The sequence below is a fragment of the Pseudomonas lactis genome (assembly GCF_001439845.1).
GTDB lineage: Bacteria > Pseudomonadota > Gammaproteobacteria > Pseudomonadales > Pseudomonadaceae > Aquipseudomonas > Aquipseudomonas lactis.
This window is the reverse complement of record NZ_JYLO01000014.1, coordinates 141,139-156,317: the sequence shown is the minus strand read 5'-3', so window position 1 is coordinate 156,317 and position 15,179 is coordinate 141,139. Positions and strand designations below refer to the sequence as shown.

Genomic DNA, 15,179 nt, shown 5'->3' with positions numbered 1-15,179 from the left:
AGGTTGTGTCTCGGTCCGCAGGCCTTGGCAGCCCGCTTGAGCCGTTTATGCAGCCCCTGATCAACTATTTCAAAGTGGTGTTCAATCCAGGTATGGGCGCGCTGCTATTTGCGTTGCGCACCGTTGCAGCTGGATTGTTGACCTTGTACCTGGCCTTCATCTTCGACCTAGACCAGCCAAAATGGTCAGTGATGGCGGTGATTATCGTCAGCCAACCCTTGGGTGGCATGGCGTTGCAGCGTAGTTTTTCACAGATTATCGGCACCCTGGTCGGCGCGGCAGTGGCGGTGCTGATCATGGGCGTTTTCCCCCAGGCACCGGTCCCATTCATTGTTACCTTGTCGCTGTGGTTGGCGTTCTGCACGGCGGGTGGCACGTTGCTGCGCTACACCAGTTCCCACGCCTTTGTGCTCAGCGGGTTCACGGCGGTCGTCGTTGGGCTGCTTGCTGTACCGGAGCAGGATAATACCTTGATGCTGGCGATCACCCGACTCACTGAGACGCTGTTGGCGGTTGCCTGTGTCGGCGTGGTCAGCCTGTTGACGGCGCGCCCGGAAGCGGTCGCCCGGGGGTACTTTGCCAAAGTAGATCAAGTCCTGAAATTGATGGCGGCCCATGCGGCGGCGGTGATTCGTACCGAGGAGAGCGAGGCCGATTTCCGTAAGCGCCAGATGCAGTTACTCGGAGAAATCAACGCACTGGAAGGCCTGCGCCGGCATTTGTATTTCGATGCGCCACGGTTGCGCAGTGCCAACGGCCTGGTGCAACTGCTGGGTAATCAATTGGTATTGCTGACTTCACGTCTGACAGTGCTGCGTCGTCAACGCACGCTGATCGATGAGCGTTGGCAAGGTGAGCTTCCCGAAGACATTCAACAGCTGCGCGCTGACGAACTCGCGTTCCTGGATGAGTTGGCAGTGGCGGGGCGTTCATTATCGACGCAGGCGCGCCAGCGCTTTAGCGTGTTGCAGCAGCGCTTTGACCAGCAGGCCAATAAGGTTGAGCAACGTGATGAGCCCATAACAGGTACGTTACGCGCGCTGGCGTGGGCCTTGCGTTGGGAGCAGGCCAGGCTGTTGCAACAACTGGAAGAGATCCTGCAACTGAGTGATGCCATTCAGGAGGGCCGTCCGGCCAACTGCCTGCACCGCCAGAGCCGAAGTAATCCGCTGTACCTGGACTGGCGCCTGGCGGGAATGAACGCTGCCCGTGCGTTTATTGCCTTGCTTGTGTGTGGATTGATCTGGATCGAAACGGCTTGGGATGGCGCCCGGGCAGGGATGATCCTGGTGGGAATTCTGTGCTCATTGATGGCGACCTTTCCACGGCCCTTGGCGGCAAGCCAGAACTACGCACGTGGGTTTGGCCTGTCGCTGGTGATTTCAGCGGTCTATCAGTTCATGCTGGTGCCCGCCATTGGCGACGTCGAAATGCTGCTGTTGATTCTGGCGCCGTTGCTCTATGTGATTGCTGTGGGCCTGGCCAGCCCACTGACTGCGGGGATAGGCATGGGCCTGGGGCTTTCGACCTTCCTGATGGTGGGCCCGCAGAATATCGGGGCCTGGCAAAACACCGCGAGTCAGTGGTTCGAATTTGCCGGTGCCTATATCGGAGCTTGCACCTTGTCGTTACTGGTGTACTCCTGGGTGTTTCCATTCAATCCGGCCCGGCGCATTCACCGTCTGTTCGATGAGAGCCGGGAGCAGGTCTACGTATTGCTCAAGACCTCAGCGACGGATCAGCAGCAGTTCGCCTTTGAAAGCCGGATGATGGATCGCCTGACCATGATGCTGGGTTTGTTGCCCTCGACCAAAGACCCGCGAGCCCATGCGCTGTTCGAGGTCACTCTGGCCTGCATGGCCCTGGGCGTGGCGTTGAACCAGCTCAAGCAACAAGGGCAGAACAATACATTGCTGACGGCGCAAACCCAGGCCCGTTTGCAGTCGGTTCTGGACCAGTCAGGCCGTTATGTGGCGGGAAGGCCCACCGTCGACTGGCAGGCATTGACCGATGCATTGCGGCACCTGGGCGATGACCTGGACCAACTGCATGCTGCTGAGCTTTCGTCCGGGCATGAACAGCTCTGGTCGGTGTTTCGCATTCGCGTGGCACTGCTGATCGTTGCCTCGTTTATTGAGCGCTACCGCGAATTTCTTGAGCTCGATGAAAAAGGAGTGCCGTCTCTTGCACATTGATTTTGAGGTAGGTGGCGTCTACCTGCCGCCCATTGCGCAGGCTTTGTTGCTGGCGCTGCCGATTTTCATGGTGCTGGGCTGGTCCTTGCGTCGGCTGGGCGTGCTGCGGTTTGTGTGGCATGAGGCGCTGTTCGAAGGCGCGCTCTATGTCTGCGTGTGTGCTGTTGTGATTCTAGTAATGGGAGCCTCGTCACCTTGAAAAAATACATCGCCCAACTGATTACCCTGGCGGTTGTCTTGCTGGCGCTGGTCCTGGGCTGGTTCGCCTGGGAGCACTACACCCGTTCACCCTGGACTCGCGATGCCAGGGTGCGCGCTGATGTGGTGACCTTGTCGGCGGACGTCTCCGGGCTGATCGCCAGTTTGCGGGTTCAGGATAACCAGCATGTGAGCAAAGGGGACCTGCTACTGCAAATCGACCCGGCGCGCTATGCCCTGGCAGTCGAGCACGCACGACGCTCTGTTGAAGTGGCCCAGGCCGCAATGGGCCAGTCGGAGGCTGCAATTATTGCCAGCCAGGCGCAGCTCAAACAGCGCCAAAGTGAAGAGCGGCGCCGGCGTAGCCTCAAACAAGGGTTCGCCATCTCCGGTGAGGAGTGGGAGAAGTCCAATACCGACGTGGCTATCGCTCAGGCGCAGTTGCTCAGCAACCAGGCCAACCTGGGGCTGGCCCAAGCCAATGTGCAGCTGGCACAGGCTGCCTTGACCCAGGCCGAACTCGACCTGCAGCGCACCCGGGTGGTGGCACCCGTCAGTGGTTATGTGACCAACCTGCTGACCCGCCAAGGCGATTACGCCAGTGCCGGCGGTGCCTTGCTGGCGTTGGTGGACAGCGATTCGTTTTATGTCAGTGGCTACTTTGAGGAAACCAAGTTACCGCGTATCGCACAAGGTAACCCAGTGCGGATCCAGTTGATGAGCGGCGAGACCTTTAGCGGAACCGTGCAGAGCATCGCCTTCGCCATCACCGACCGGGAGAACGCGCCTGGCAGTCGCTTGCTGGCCAACATCAACCCCAGCTACACCTGGGTCAAGCTGGCCCAGCGGGTCCCCGTAAGAATCAGGATCGATCCTGCCTATGCCGCCAAGGACCGCTTGCGCGCAGGCACTACGGCGACGGTGACGGTGCTTGAACAACAGGAGCAACGCTGATGAGTGTGTCATTGCGCCGGCTTATAAGGGTCTCAATCTCGCTGACTGTCTCGTTGTCGGCGACAGGGGCCTATGCCGATAACTCCATGGACCAGAGAGATAACCTCAGCACCGGTATCAATGAGCGCCAAAAGGCTGAGCTGTCGGTCACGCCGGGATTTGTCAGCGGCTCGTCTCTTAACGGCTTGCTGCGCAATTACTACCTGGGCCGCGATAATCACAACACACCGTCCAGGCGTGACCAGCGCGAATGGGTGCAGGGCGTGTACTTGTCCTTTCGTTCGGGATACACCGACACACCCATTGGTGTCGGGCTCGACGTGCATGGTTTTTATGGGCTCAAGCTGGATGGAGGAGGGGGCAGCGGCGGGGCCGGCTTGCTGCCGCTGGACTCAAAAGGCGCGTCGGAGTCTGACTTCTCGGCTGCGGGCGCGGCGCTCAAGTTGCGCGGGTTTGACAGCCTGATGCAGGCAGGTGATCAGTACTTAGAAAACCCGCTGATCGCCAGTGGCGTCAGCCGAGTCTTTCCCCAGACATTTCGTGGTGTCACGCTCAAGAACTACAGCCTGGAACACCTGACACTGGACACTGGCTGGATCGACTCAACACGCCAGCGCAACCAGAGCGGCCAAAGCCACTTGACCACCAGTTACGGCACCGGCAACAAGGCTGGGGTGGCCGCTGATCGTGAAAGCGCGTCCATGAGTTGGCTGGGCGGCGTCTACGCGGTGCCCGGCGCAATAACAGTGACCCTGTATGGCGGCCAATTGAGTGATATCTGGAACCAGTACTACGCCGGGGTCAGCCAGCCATTCAAGCTGACGCCTGGGCTTACGCTGACACCGTACCTGCGTTACTTCAAAACCCGCGATCAGGGCCAGCGCCAGTTGGGCTATATCGACAACAACACTTATAGCGGTGGCCTGACGCTGTCAGGCGCAGGCCAGAGCCTGACCCTGGGGCTGCAGAAGGTGGACGGCGACACGCCGTTCGACTACATGGTCCAGGACGACCGGACCTTCCTTTACCTGGGCAACTCCCAGCAATACGCAGACTTCAATGCACCTGGCGAAAAGTCCTGGAAGATTCAATACCAGACCAGCCTGGCGTTTATCAACGCGCCGGATTTCCAGCTCAGCACTTCATACACTCGCGGTGAAGCGGACCTGACCCGGGTCGATCCCAATAGCACGGGCTACGGCTACATCTATAACGCCGCCGGCAAAGATGCACACCATTGGGAGCGGGACGTTGCCCTGCGCTATGCCGTGCCAGACGGCAAGGCCAAAGGCTTGAATATCACCCTGCGCTGGGCCGCACACCGTTCGGCACAGGGGTATACCGCACCGGGCAACACCCGTGGCAATTCAAACGCCGATGAGTACCGGGTGATTGTCGATTACCCATTCAGTGTTTTCTAGTCGTTATTCAATGAAGGTGTTGTATGAGTCAAACCCAATGGATTCGGGTGCTGGGCATCAGCTCGGCACTGGCCTGCGCCACGAGCGAGGCTGACAGCATCAGCCTGCCACCTCTGGCCCTGGGCAATGCCAGTTTCATGGATGGGGTCGCCGGCCCCGGTGCGTTGTTCGAGTTACCGGTGCAGTATTACCGCAGCAACTCGGCCTACGATGCCCATGGACATGCGTTGCCGGGGCGGCAGCAGGTGCACAGCACCACGGTACTGCCGCACCTGGCTTACTTCAGCGACAAGACTCTGCTGGGAGCGAACTATGGCGCCGAAGTGCTATTGCCACTGGTGAACCTGGAGATAGAGATCGATCAGGGCCCCAAGGGACGACGGACTCGCCAGGGTGACATGATCGTCAGTCCGTTTCTGTTGCAGTGGGCCCCGGTGTCGTTCTTCGGCCGCCCGTACTGGCAGCGCTTGAATTTCGTGTTCTCCTTGCCGACGGGTTCCTATAACAAGGATTCGAGCCTCAATACCGGGAGCAATGTCTGGGTGTTCAACCCCCATTACGTGTTCACCTGGGAGTTGACTGACCGCCTGGAGGTCAGTGGTCGTTTCAATTATGCGTGGTCAAGCCGCAATAACGATCCGGCGTCAGTCCTGCAAGCCGGCAGTATCCAGCCGGGAGAGGCGTTTCATAGCAACCTGTCGGTTTCTTATGCCGTTGCCGAGAAGTGGCGTATCGGCGTTGCAGGCTATCAACTCAATCAGATCAGCGATGACCGCATTGATGGGCATCGCCAGCGTGACTCCAGGGAACAGGTGACAGGGATCGGGCCAGGGGTGATGTACCAGCAGGGAAGCCAGACATTCTTCGCCAATCTGTATTTTGAAAGTGGCGCTGAAAACCGCGCGCAGGGCACCCAATTGACGCTACGTTACCTTCATGGGTTCTAGTGCCTGTCAGTTGACAACCCGTTGATGAAAATCGCTGTGGTCTCACTGATCAGGTGCTCGCGCGCGGCTTTTCCAGGGCATGAGCTAAGCCCGAGCAGGCAGCGCAACTGCATGTCGCCGGTCAGCGCATCAAGGAAGATCTTCGCGCGGGTCTGCGGGTTGCCCGGCATGACCAGCCCGGCTTCCTCGGCCCAGGTAAAGTAATCGGCCAGGCAGCTATAGGCCGTTGCGGGGGCAGCCTCGAAGAACGACTTTGCAGCCTCCGGCGCGCGCAGGGCCTCGGACACGATTAGGCGATGCAGGGCCAGGGTGCGAGGCGACAGCACCACATCGAGAAAGACCCGTGCAATGGTCGTCAGTGCCTCCTGTAGAGGCTTCTGAGCGAGGGTCATGTGAGTCAGCGGGCTGACGTTTTCTGCGCACAGTTGCTCGATAATCGCGGCGAACAACCCTTCCTTGCCGCCGAAGTAGGCATAGAGCGTGCGTTTGGAGCCGCCAATGTTGGCGATGATCCCGTCAACACTGACCCCTGAATAGCCTTCTGCGAGAAACATATCAGTCGCAGCCTGGAGAATACTTTGACGCTTTGCTGCTTGCCTCGGGGTAGGGGTTTGCATGTGGCTCGGCTATTCCTGAAAAGAACAATTCAAAAGTTCTCCTAGCCTACGCCGCTCTGCACAAGCCTTCCAGCCGCGCAGAGGGACGAATCAAGCGATTGCCCCGGAATGTTTTTTGTAAAAACACTTTGATGACCCTTGACGAGTTATTTATTTGGGCGCATTTTCGACGAAAGGGTACGGTAACGTACCGTACCGAACTATAACAACAACAGAGGTAGTGATCATGCGTTTCGTACACTTTTTGGAAGGCTCCACCAAAGGTCTGGCCATTGAAAAAGCAGGCGCGCTGCGAGGTTTGACCGAACAGGAAAGTGGTTATCCGGGTGCCCTGGAGAGCTTGCTCAAGGCCGGTCCGAACGCGCTGCAAGCGGCTCATCAGCGCTTGAGCGACGCCCGTTTGCTCGATCCATCGAAGCTGCGTTACCTGCCCCCGCTGGAGCGCCCGGGCAAGATTGTGTGTGTCGGCCTGAATTACGCCGATCACACCAAGGAAAGCCCTTATGAACAGCCGACCTATCCGACCTTTTTTCCGCGTTTCAGCACCAGCCTGGTCGGCCATGGCGAACCCATCCTGCGCCCGCGTGTCTCCGAACAACTGGACTACGAAGGAGAGCTGGCGGTAGTGATCGGCACTGGGGGCCGGCATATCGCGCGCGCGCAGGCCCTGGAGCATGTGGCGGGCTACGCGATCTTCAATGAAGCCTCGGTTCGCGATTACCAGTTCAAATCGCCGCAATGGACCATTGGCAAGAACTTCGACGCCACTGGCGCGTTTGGTCCGACCTTCGTCAGTGCAGACGAACTGCCAGCGGGGGCAGTCGGCCTCAACCTGGTGACCCGCCTCAATGGCACGGTGGTGCAGCAGGGCAATACCGCCGACATGATCTTTGGGGTCGCCGAACTGATCGCCGTGCTCAGTGAAGCGGTGACCCTGGAACCCGGTGACGTGATCGTCACCGGCACGCCGGCAGGGATTGGCTGGGCGCGACGCCCGCCACTGTTCATGAAGCCTGGCGACCTCTGCACCGTGGAGATCGAAGGCCTTGGCACCTTGAGCAACCTGATCGCCGACGAGCCTTCAGCGGCCTGAGTCCACGCCTCAGTTTTTTCGAGCGCGCAGCACAACCGACCCACCGTCACTACGGTGGGCAGCGATCCCGGCTGCCCTGGTTTTGACCACCGGTTGTCCTGCCCATTGAATGCCCAGGAGCAACTACCGTGCTGCAGATCAAAGACATCAACCATGTGCTCTACCGTCATCCCGACCTTGGAGTGGTCGAACGTTTCCTGACCGATTTCGGCCTGGTGGTTATGCACCGTACCGAGCAACGCCTGTATTTTCGCGGTACCTGCTCACTGCCCTATGTGTACATCGCCGAGAAGGCTGTTGAAGCCAGCTTTGGCGCCATCGCGTTCGCCGTCGAAAGCCTCGATGACTTGCACCAGGCTACCCGGTTGCCGGGGGCCTCGGCGATCCGGCCGCTGGAAGGCCCCGGAGGAGGGCAGTACGTCGCCTTGCATGATCCCTCGGGGCGGCGCATCGAGCTGGCCCACGGTATCGAAGCCGTGGGCACGCTGCCCCAGCGTGCTGCGTTGACCCTCAACTCGGCCCATCACAAGCAACGCTTTGGCGATGTGCAGCGGCCCGGCAAGGGCGCGGCACAAGTCCTGCGCCTGGGTCATGCGGCGATTGGCGTGCAGGACATGCCGCAGCACCTGGCCTGGTACCAGCAAGTGCTCGGCATGCTGCCTTCGGACCTTGTGGTTCAGGAGCCTGACCGGGACCGCCCGAGCGCGGCCTTCCTGCGGTTGAACCGTGGCAGCGCCTGGACTGACCATCACACCATCGCCCTGTTCCAGGCACCGAAGGACTTCGTCCATCACGTGTCCTTCGAGGTGCAGGATTTTGACGCGCAGTGCCTGGGCCACGAGTGGATGACCCTGCAAGGTTGGTCGCCGTTCTGGGGGGTAGGCCGGCACATGCTGGGCAGCCAGATCTTCGATTATTGGCGGGACCCGTCCGGCAACCTTATCGAGCACTTCACCGATGGCGACCTGTTCAACCAGGACTCGCCCTCGGGTTACACCCAGGCGTGCGACGCCAGCCTCTACCAGTGGGGCCCGCCGATGTCGGTGGAGTTCTTCCTAGGCGGCGAGTGTGCCGCTGAACAGACCTTGCCCCGGTCGACTTCAGACCGTCAACGACGCAGTTGAGGACAGATGCCATGAGTCAGGTAATCAGCGAGCAGGTGCTCGATAAGTTGTTTCGCCAGGCCCGTAGCCAGAACGGCTGGCTGGATAAACCGGTGGATGATCAAACCCTCAAGGCACTCTACGACCTGATGCGCTGGGGCCCGACCAGCGCCAACGGCTGCCCTGCGCGCATTGTGTTTTTACGCAGTGCCCAATCCCGGCAGCGTTTGCTGCCAGCCCTGAGCGCCGGCAATGTCGAGAAGACCCTGGGCGCCCCGGTGACGGCAATCATTGGCTACGACACGCAGTTCCATACGCAGTTGCCCAGGTTGTTTGCGCACAACCCCACAGTACGCGACTGGTTTGCCGACCAGCCGGATTTGCTTGAGTCCACCGCGTTTCGCAACAGTTCGCTGCAGGGCGGCTACTTCATTCTCGCGGCCCGGGCTCTGGGCCTTGACTGCGGGCCGATGTCCGGGTTTGACCACGCACAGGTCGACCAGACGTTCTTTGCTCCAGGGACCGAGGGCATGCAGGCCTTTGCCGGGATGAAGATCAAGACGAACTTCCTGTGCAACCTCGGCTATGGCGACCCCGCAAAACTCTTTGCCCGTAACCCGCGGCTGGGCTTCGACGAGGCCTGCGCCCTGCTGTAACTGACTGACCGCACCCGTAAATCCTCCAGGCCGATCAAGCGTGCTGCGATGCATCACGTCTGTCGATCGGCCTGGCAAAACAACAACAATAAGGAAAACCTGCAATGCGAGCTCTATCCAAATGGCATGTACTTATCGGCGGTTTCCTTGCGTATCTGTTTGACGCCATGGAGATCATCCTACTCACCATTGCGCTCCCGGTGATCCGCCAGGACCTGGGCCTGACGTTCAATGAAGCTGGCATGCTCGCCTCGGCAACCCTGCTGGGGATCGGTTTGAGCGGCATTACCACGGGGTGGTATTGCGACAACTACGGCCGACGCAAAGCCCTGCTGATCTCGTTGATCGTGTTCGGCGTGTTGACCACGCTGGTCGCTACCACGCACAACTGGGGCTTGCTCCTGCTCCTGCGGTTTCTGTCCGGGCTGGGCTTGGGCGGGGTGTGGGGGATTGTCTCAGCCTATGTAACGGAAACCTGGCCTGCCCATCAACGGGCACGAGCGATCGGGTTCGTGTTGAGTTCATTCCCGATTGGCGCCGCCATCGCGGCAATGGTGGCGGCCAGCTACCTGCCAGACTGGCAAACCCTGTTCATGGTGGCGGGGATCTCCACCTTGATCCCGCTGGCGTATCTGTTTTTCTTTGTGCCTGAGTCACCGGAATGGACCGCGCAGAAAATCCGCAACATGGCCGGCCCCAGCCAGCACAAGCATGTCTCGATACGCGAAATATTTTCCCCCGAACTGCTGCGCCTGACCCTGCTGGGTACCCTGGCGGCGAGTTTTGCGGTGATTGGCTTCTGGGGGGCGAGCACTTGGTTGCCCACCTACTTGATCAAGGAGCGCGGACTGGACATTGGGATGATGGCCAACTTCATGGCGATCCTCAACATCGGCGCCTTTATCGGTATCAATGCCTTCGGCTTCATCGCTGACCACATCGGTAAACGCAACGCCACGCTCCTGTCATTGCTCGGCAGCGCGCTGATGTTATCGATTTATGCACTCACCACCGATAACGCCATTCTGTTCTGGCTAGGGCCGATCTATGCCTTCTTCTATGCCTTTGCCAGTTTGTTTGCCTCCTACTTCAGTGCGTTGTACCCCACGCGGGTACGCACTCTCGGCGCGGGCTTCTGCTTCAACTTTGGCCGGGGCCTGGCGGCTTTTGCGCCGCTCCTGCTGAGTGGTATCGCCACCCACTACAGCCTGGCGTGGGGCCTGTTGGTGTGCGCCGGTTTTTTTGCCTTGGCCACTGTCACGCTGTTGTTTATGCCCCAGGTGGAGTCAGATGTGCCCGCTCGCGCGGGAGGGGCGCTGAAAACCACGGATTCCTGAAGTTTGAGATCAACACTGGAGTATCAAACGATGTCAGAGCAACGCGTAGAACAACAGATCCAAACCCTGGAATTGCGCCGCCGCCAGGCCATGGTCGAGGGCGATATGGACTTCCTGGAAAGTATCTATACCCGAGACTTGACCTACAGCCACTCCGACGGCAAGAGCGACAGCAAGAGCAGCTACCTGCAGGGCATGCGAGAGGGCGTTTGGCGCTATCGCGGCTTCACCAGCCATGACGAGCAGATGCGCAGGGTAGGGGAATGCGTGGTCGTTACCGGGCTGATCGATATGGACGTGGTGATCCGTGGCGAGCCCATGGTCCTCAACTCGCGCTACATCAGCGTGTGGAAGGCGGGCAATAACGGCTGGCAAATGATTGCCTGGCAATCCACTCGTCATACCCATGGCTAACGTCCGCTAAGCCATAGCACCCCTGGCAACTTGAACCCGGCCCTGGTGGTCGTCCGGGCAAGGCTTGCGCATGCCTGGAAACCGGGATGGCTGGAACTTTGACGTGATGGAATGCTGAACATGTACGTACAACAATTACAAAAAACGTATTGCAAGGCTCTTTTGATAACCGCGGGTGCAATGAGTCTGATCTCAAGCCCGGCACAGGCCAAGGACTGGAGCGATACCTTCATCGGTTTTCGCTACGGTACCGACTTCACCGAACCCAGCATCCGTGGCAAGGTCCAGAAGGAGATCTACCAACTGGGCCATGCCAGCGGCAATGAGACCGGTTCCAATTTCTTCAACCTGGACGTACTCAAGTCCGACAGTAACGATCCAAAGAAAGACAGCGATTCGGGTGCGACCGAGGCCTATCTGGTGTACCGCCATCAACTGTTCCTCAGCCAGGTGTTCGAGCGGTCGATGGCCTTTGGTCCGGTCAAGGAGGTGGCCCTGAGCGGCGGAGTTGAGCTCAACTACAAGAACACCGAGTTCGCTACCCGCAAGCGCATGTTGGTGGCCGGTCCGACGCTCAAGTTCGACGTGCCCGGTTACCTGGATATCAGCCTGCTGTATGCCATGGAATGGAACCACTGCGGGTTGAATGCGTGCCAGGCCGAAAACATCCAGTTCGACCCGTACTATGTGTTGCACATGGTCTGGGGCATCCCGTTCCAGGTGGCCGGCGTGCCCCTCAAATTCCAGGGTTTTGCCAGCTACAAGACCGAGAAGGGCAAGGATTACTTCAAGCAGGATACGGCCGAGGAAAGCCTGGTGCGCGCGTCATTGATGGTCGATGTCGGGCAACTGGCATGGGGTCGCAAAAATACCCTATTGGTCGGTCCGGGCTATGAGTACTGGAAACACAAGTATGGCGCGATCAATAAACCGGGTACCGATACGCATGCGCCGACGTTCCACCTTGAGTGGCACTTCTGAAGTTTAAACCCGATTGTGACAGGGCGAGGTGAGCTGTATGTCTTCAAGCTCACCTCACGCTGTCCAAAAAAGGCGCCAAAAAAGCGGCGCGTGCAGGTTCTTAGTCTTATTTTGTTACTAACCCATGTCCTAAAAATTCAGCCCTGCGGCGGCAAAGCAGGACAAAACACCCTCTCGCCATTCAATTTTCATAAAAATGTAACAACCCTGCTTCACAGTTCGGGAGCCCGTCACCACAACGAGTTCCTTTTAATGAAAAGCTTGATGAAGTCCGCAGCACTCGCCATTACGGTATCCCTGTGTGCCTCCTCCGTGACCTTCGCCGCCGAAAACGTGCGCCTCACCGGCTCTGGCGCCAGCTTCCCTGCACCTATCTACCTCACCTGGTTCAAGGATTTCAGCAAGAAGACCGCTGGCGTCACCGTGGATTATCAATCCAAGGGCAGCGGCGCAGGTGTGCAGGACTTCCTGAATAAAACCGTCGACTTCGCCGCCAGTGACTCGGCCATGAAAGACGAAGACATCGCCAAGGTCGCCGAAGGCGTGCAGTTGCTGCCAATGACCGCCGGTGAAATCGTGCTGGCGTATAACCTGCCGGGCAATCCCAAGGGCCTCAAGCTGCCACGTGATGTTTACTCCAATATCTTCCTGGGCAAGATCACCAAGTGGAACGACCCACAGATCGTCGCCGCCAACCCGGACCTGAAGCTCAGCGACACGCCGATCACGGTGGTTGTGCGTGCAGATTCCAGCGGCACCACAGCGGTCTTCACCAAACACCTGGCCACCATCAACCCTGAATTCAAAACGGCGCTGGGGGAGGGCAACACCGTCAACTGGCCGGCCAGCGACAAATTCATCAAGTCGCCCAAGAACGATGGTGTGACCGCCACCGTACGCCAGACCCCAGGCGCAATTGGCTACATCGAGTACGGCTTCGCCAAACTGGCCAAGGTTGACTTCGCCCAGTTGCAGAACAAGGCCGGCCAGTACGTGGTGCCAAACGCTGAAAGCGGCGCCGAGGCCCTGGCCGCCGTGAAGATGCCGGAAAGCCTGGTGGCCTGGTTGCCGGACCCGGACGGTGCCAAGTCTTACCCGATCACCTCGTACACCTGGATGATCTTCCGCAAGGACAACGGCAACCCTGCCAAGGCCAAGGCCATGCGCGAAATGGTTGAGTACAGCCTGACCGAGGGGCAGAAAATCGCCGACTCGATGGGTTACATCCCGCTGCCGCCATCGGTGGTAGAGCAGGTTCGCAAAGCTTCCGCCAACATTCAGTAACACCCGTGAGGCCGCTCTCGGTGTGGGCTGTTTGCCGCGCCGGGGGCGTTTCCCCCCTGTTCCGGAATTAGCCAATGAACAAACCTTTCGTCGTACCGGTTAACCGGGATTCTGCCTGCCAACCTCCCTCCGCCAAGGACTTCCTGGTTGATCGCACCTTCCGTGGGCTCGCGCGAATCGGGGTGGTACTGATTCTGGCGTTGGTCGCGGCCTTGGTATTCGAGGTGGGACGCAAGGCCTTGCCGGGCATGGAAAAGCACGGGTTCGATGTGCTTTTTGGCAGTGTCTGGGACGTTAACCAGGGCAAGTACGGGATCCTGCCGGCCATTTGGGGCACGCTCTACAGCGCTTTTATCGCGCTGCTGATTGCGGGCTTTTTCGGTGTCAGCATGGCGATTTTCCTGACTCAGGACTTTCTGCCGGCCAAGCTGGCGGCGGTGTTTCGCACCATCGTTGAACTGCTCGCGGCCATCCCCAGCGTGGTGTATGGCCTGTGGGGCATCTACGTGGTGATCCCGGCGATCCGGCCACTGACTACCTGGTTGAACAGTGAACTGGGTTGGATCCCGTTTTTCGGCACGTCCTTGAGCGGGCCGGGGTTGCTGCCAGCGGCGCTGGTATTGGCCATCATGATTCTGCCGACGATTGCCGCCGTGTCCCAGGACGCGCTCACCAGCGTGCCGATGAAAACCAAGCAGGCCGCCTACGGCATGGGCACCACCCATTGGGAGGCGATCCTCAAGGTGATGGTGCCGTCTGCCGCCACCGGTATTTTTGGCTCCCTGGTACTCGGCCTCGGCCGTGCGCTGGGCGAAACCATGGCGCTGGCGATGCTGGTGGGCAACGCCAACAACATTTCCCTGTCGCTGTTCGCGCCGGCCAACACGTTGGCAGCCTTGTTGGCGCTGAACTTCCCCGAAGCCGGGCCCAACGAGGTGGAGGTCTTGATGTACGCCGCCCTCGTCTTGATGTTCATCACGCTGCTGGTGAATGTCATCGGTTCCATGATCATGCTCTACGCCCAACGGGGTAACCGATGATGACTAATCTCACATCCCCTATAACCGCTGTACCGAGCCTGCAGCGCAAGTTCGAAGGCCGGGCGCTGCGCAGCCTGGTGTTGACCACATTGGTATGGCTGGGCGCGCTGCTGGCCAGTGTGCCGCTGATTTCGGTGCTCTACATGCTGATCACCCGTGGCGGCGCACGCCTGAGCCTGGAGGTGTTCACCGAGTTGCCGCCCACCGGCTTTGAAACGGGCGGTGGTTTCGGCAACGCCATGGCCGGCACCTTTGTGATGGTCGGTATCGCTGCGGCGATCGCAGTGCCGGTGGGCATCATGGCCGCGATCTTCCTGGCCGAACTGGGGCCGGACAGCAAACTGGCCAACGCTGCACGCTTTGCCGCCAAGATGCTCACCGGCTTGCCTTCGATCCTGGCCGGCGTGTTTGCCTATGCCTTGGTGGTGATGACCACCGGCACCTACTCGGCACCGGCAGGCGGCGTGGCCCTGGCGGTACTGATGCTGCCCATCGTAGTGCTGACGGCGGAAGAGTCGATGCGCATGGTGCCCAAGATCATGAAGGACGCGGCTTACGGCATGGGCTGCACCCGCTCGCAGGTGATCTGGAAGATCATCTTGCCGACCGGCCTACCGGCGATCCTCACCGGCGTGATGCTTGCTGTGGCACGTGCCGCAGGCGAAACCGCGCCGTTGTTGTTTACCGCGCTGTTCAGCAACTACTGGATCTACCACGACGGCGACCTGGCGGTGATGAACCCCACGGCCTCCCTCGCCGTGTTGATCTACAACTTTTCCGGCATGCCCTTCGACAACCAGCTGGAGCTCGCCTGGGCGGCCTCGTTGGTGTTGGTGATGATCGTGCTGGTCGTGAATATTGTGAGCCGTATCTTCGGCAAGCCTAAGTATTAAGAACGGGAGCATCTGAATCTTGAACGTCTCAACTGCGCAAATAGCC

General features: G+C 59.4%; 15 protein-coding genes. 14 read left to right on the top strand and 1 reads right to left on the bottom strand.

The genetic code is table 11. The features are described from left to right. The first annotated feature begins 47 nt into the window (after positions 1–47). From TX24_RS23885 to TX24_RS23865, 5 genes are read left to right on the top strand one after another with little or no spacing between them, the layout of a single operon-like run. Positions 48–2,195, top strand: coding sequence for an FUSC family protein (locus TX24_RS23885; RefSeq protein ID WP_057711364.1), 2,148 nt, complete (start codon positions 48–50; stop codon positions 2,193–2,195). After that, on the top strand, positions 2,185–2,394 hold the full coding sequence (locus tag TX24_RS23880; RefSeq protein WP_003191536.1) for a DUF1656 domain-containing protein: 210 nt from the start codon (positions 2,185–2,187) through the stop codon (positions 2,392–2,394). Before TX24_RS23885 ends, TX24_RS23880 begins: the two co-directional genes overlap by 11 nt. After that, entirely contained in the window at positions 2,391–3,347 is a 957-nt protein-coding gene (locus TX24_RS23875; RefSeq protein ID WP_057711362.1) for an HlyD family secretion protein, read from the top strand. The genes TX24_RS23880 and TX24_RS23875 overlap by 4 nt, the downstream gene beginning before the upstream one ends. Further along, positions 3,347–4,768, top strand: coding sequence for an OprD family outer membrane porin (locus tag TX24_RS23870; protein ID WP_003191533.1), 1,422 nt, complete (start codon positions 3,347–3,349; stop codon positions 4,766–4,768). Before TX24_RS23875 ends, TX24_RS23870 begins: the two co-directional genes overlap by 1 nt. 23 nt (positions 4,769–4,791) lie before the next feature. Further along, positions 4,792–5,715: a SphA family protein gene (locus TX24_RS23865; protein ID WP_003191531.1), complete on the top strand. Its 924-nt coding sequence runs from the start codon at positions 4,792–4,794 to the stop codon at positions 5,713–5,715. Here the strand turns inward: TX24_RS23865 and TX24_RS23860 are convergent. After that, positions 5,712–6,332: a TetR/AcrR family transcriptional regulator gene (locus TX24_RS23860; RefSeq protein ID WP_014718568.1), complete on the bottom strand. Its 621-nt coding sequence runs from the start codon at positions 6,330–6,332 to the stop codon at positions 5,712–5,714. The genes TX24_RS23865 and TX24_RS23860 overlap by 4 nt on opposite strands. Positions 6,333–6,558: 226 nt before the next feature. On the opposite strand from TX24_RS23860, the gene TX24_RS23855 reads away from it, so the two are divergent. The 9 genes from TX24_RS23855 to pstA all read left to right on the top strand — a co-directional run bounded on the left by TX24_RS23855 (position 6,559) and on the right by pstA (position 15,133). Then, the gene (locus TX24_RS23855; protein ID WP_057711360.1) at positions 6,559–7,425 is read left to right on the top strand and encodes a fumarylacetoacetate hydrolase family protein; all 867 of its coding nucleotides are present in this window, start codon (positions 6,559–6,561) and stop codon (positions 7,423–7,425) included. A gap of 128 nt (positions 7,426–7,553) precedes the next feature. Next, complete coding sequence (locus TX24_RS23850; RefSeq protein ID WP_003191528.1) at positions 7,554–8,549, top strand: VOC family protein; 996 nt, start codon at positions 7,554–7,556, stop codon at positions 8,547–8,549. A gap of 11 nt (positions 8,550–8,560) precedes the next feature. Next, on the top strand, positions 8,561–9,184 hold the full coding sequence (locus TX24_RS23845; protein ID WP_014718567.1) for a malonic semialdehyde reductase: 624 nt from the start codon (positions 8,561–8,563) through the stop codon (positions 9,182–9,184). 104 nt (positions 9,185–9,288) lie between these two features. Then, on the top strand, positions 9,289–10,521 hold the full coding sequence (locus TX24_RS23840; protein ID WP_003191525.1) for an MFS transporter: 1,233 nt from the start codon (positions 9,289–9,291) through the stop codon (positions 10,519–10,521). A gap of 30 nt (positions 10,522–10,551) precedes the next feature. Next, complete coding sequence (locus TX24_RS23835; RefSeq protein ID WP_003191523.1) at positions 10,552–10,935, top strand: nuclear transport factor 2 family protein; 384 nt, start codon at positions 10,552–10,554, stop codon at positions 10,933–10,935. A gap of 180 nt (positions 10,936–11,115) precedes the next feature. Beyond that, positions 11,116–11,916: a hypothetical protein gene (locus TX24_RS23830; RefSeq protein WP_019817113.1), complete on the top strand. Its 801-nt coding sequence runs from the start codon at positions 11,116–11,118 to the stop codon at positions 11,914–11,916. Positions 11,917–12,168: 252 nt separating this feature from the next. Then, a complete protein-coding gene (gene pstS / locus TX24_RS23825; RefSeq protein ID WP_003191519.1) occupies positions 12,169–13,200 on the top strand; it encodes a phosphate ABC transporter substrate-binding protein PstS in 1,032 nt (343 codons plus the stop codon). Between the two features lie 74 nt (positions 13,201–13,274). Beyond that, entirely contained in the window at positions 13,275–14,240 is a 966-nt protein-coding gene (pstC, locus tag TX24_RS23820) for a phosphate ABC transporter permease subunit PstC (RefSeq protein WP_003191517.1), read from the top strand. Beyond that, positions 14,240–15,133, top strand: a complete 894-nt coding sequence (gene pstA / locus TX24_RS23815; RefSeq protein ID WP_003191515.1) for a phosphate ABC transporter permease PstA — start codon at positions 14,240–14,242, stop codon at positions 15,131–15,133. The genes pstC and pstA overlap by 1 nt, the downstream gene beginning before the upstream one ends. Positions 15,134–15,179 lie beyond the last annotated feature (46 nt).

What these genes read in the sequence shown, in the direction of transcription:
- TX24_RS23840 (WP_003191525.1), top strand. Translation starts at nt 9,289, where the DNA reads ATGCGAGCTCTATCCAAATGGCATGTACTTATCGGCGGTTTCCTTGCG.
- TX24_RS23830 (WP_019817113.1), top strand. Translation starts at nt 11,116, where the DNA reads ATGAGTCTGATCTCAAGCCCGGCACAGGCCAAGGACTGGAGCGATACC.
- pstC (WP_003191517.1), top strand. Translation starts at nt 13,275, where the DNA reads ATGAACAAACCTTTCGTCGTACCGGTTAACCGGGATTCTGCCTGCCAA.
- TX24_RS23835 (WP_003191523.1), top strand. Translation starts at nt 10,552, where the DNA reads ATGTCAGAGCAACGCGTAGAACAACAGATCCAAACCCTGGAATTGCGC.
- TX24_RS23865 (WP_003191531.1), top strand. Translation starts at nt 4,792, where the DNA reads ATGAGTCAAACCCAATGGATTCGGGTGCTGGGCATCAGCTCGGCACTG.
- TX24_RS23860 (WP_014718568.1), bottom strand. Translation starts at nt 6,332, where the DNA reads ATGCAAACCCCTACCCCGAGGCAAGCAGCAAAGCGTCAAAGTATTCTC.
- pstS (WP_003191519.1), top strand. Translation starts at nt 12,169, where the DNA reads ATGAAAAGCTTGATGAAGTCCGCAGCACTCGCCATTACGGTATCCCTG.
- TX24_RS23845 (WP_014718567.1), top strand. Translation starts at nt 8,561, where the DNA reads ATGAGTCAGGTAATCAGCGAGCAGGTGCTCGATAAGTTGTTTCGCCAG.
- pstA (WP_003191515.1), top strand. Translation starts at nt 14,240, where the DNA reads ATGACTAATCTCACATCCCCTATAACCGCTGTACCGAGCCTGCAGCGC.
- TX24_RS23885 (WP_057711364.1), top strand. Translation starts at nt 48, where the DNA reads ATGCAGCCCCTGATCAACTATTTCAAAGTGGTGTTCAATCCAGGTATG.
- TX24_RS23855 (WP_057711360.1), top strand. Translation starts at nt 6,559, where the DNA reads ATGCGTTTCGTACACTTTTTGGAAGGCTCCACCAAAGGTCTGGCCATT.
- TX24_RS23870 (WP_003191533.1), top strand. Translation starts at nt 3,347, where the DNA reads ATGAGTGTGTCATTGCGCCGGCTTATAAGGGTCTCAATCTCGCTGACT.